1 protein-coding gene is annotated in these 1,362 nt (G+C 37.7%); it reads right to left on the reverse strand.

Going from position 1 to position 1,362, the window contains the following annotated elements; genetic code table 11:
* Positions 1-1,298, reverse strand: a 1,298-nt coding sequence (locus H5202_RS22535) for a CBASS cGAMP synthase (protein ID WP_182773986.1), incomplete at its 3' end; no start/stop codon positions are given.
* Positions 1,299-1,362 lie beyond the last annotated feature (64 nt).

The following is a 1,362-nucleotide window of genomic DNA, read 5'->3' on the forward strand; positions in this document are numbered from 1 at the left end:
CCACTCTTCATTGTTTTTTGAATTTTTTCTGGTTCATTTCTTGATGAAGGCTCCTTAGTGAATGCAGGTGCCGCCACAGAACCAACTATAGTTTGCCAATTTGTTACACGATGTCCAAAAGCTGAGTTTAATATGTCCAATGCTTCAGTTTTAGTGTTCGAAACTTGGGCCTCTTCTATCAACGGAAGTAAATTATTTAGCTTAAACATGATATCGTTTTCACGAGCTAAGTGTTCGCTTTTTGGTGGGAATAAAGGTTTCTCATCTGTTGGATCTGGGCTTTCAACACCCATGGAAAATTGTGCAGGCAAATGTCTTGCGACCAGTTTCATGAGTTCCCCTAAGTCACTAGATTCATGAGCGTATGAGTCAAGCACATTAACAGTTGCAGCCATAAGACTTATAGAGGTTGGTCCGCCCACATCCCATTGTGCATCCCTCCAAGCTTTCATGAATCTACATGCTTTCTTCAAGTGTGGCCCTATCCGTTTGCAACTATCAAGAAACCAATCTTCAACTATTTTAGGATCGCTATTCATCCACTTATTATCACCCTCACGCAAAGCTAAACTAACGCATTTAGAGTCGAGTAAATATGATTCCCTGTCATCAATGGAATCTTGTGCACTTAAAGATTCATTAGCAACCGACGAAAACATACGAGATTTAATGGCGACTTCTTTTTTTATAAAGTCTCCCTTAGGTATCGCATACATTGGTACGTCAATGTGAGTTTTTTGGTTCGCTATTTTTATTCGACCACAAGTTCTTTTAGCTTCAAATGACCAACCATAATTTTCAGCTGCTAATGATTTTAATGCTGTATCAACTAGTAATATTAGTAAGGTATGACCAATTTTTGGCTCTGCATCAAATATAGTCATTGGCATGTATGTGCCATCATCAATATCCATTTCCTGACCTGGCTGGAAGGGCTTATTTAGTGTGTCATATTGAAAACTCCCTTGAGTCCAAAAGCGTGGAGTTAAACTACTAAATTCATCTAAAGTACCTAAGTCCATTGAGTAAAGTAGATTAGCTAGTTGTTGTTGCCCTTGAATGGATAGGTACTTAGTGCCTTTTGATTTCGATATTCTGGTTTGAGTATTGATGAGTGATAGGTGTTCATGCTTTACATCTCTTGCTATTACTTTCGCTTCCTCAAAAACATCCCTAATTCTTATCCGTACTATTTGACGTAAGGATTTAAGATCGTTTTTTTCTTCATCTGATAAAACAAGTTTACCAATCAAACCATCTTTACGGCTTGCGAAATAGTTATGAAAAATCCAGCTCATCGTACAATTCTCCGTTTATTTAAATGTAGGGGCAGGTTTATTGAAGAATGCCTGCAAATATTTA

The sequence above is a fragment of the Shewanella sp. SG41-4 genome (assembly GCF_014164505.1).
Classification (GTDB): domain Bacteria; phylum Pseudomonadota; class Gammaproteobacteria; order Enterobacterales; family Shewanellaceae; genus Shewanella.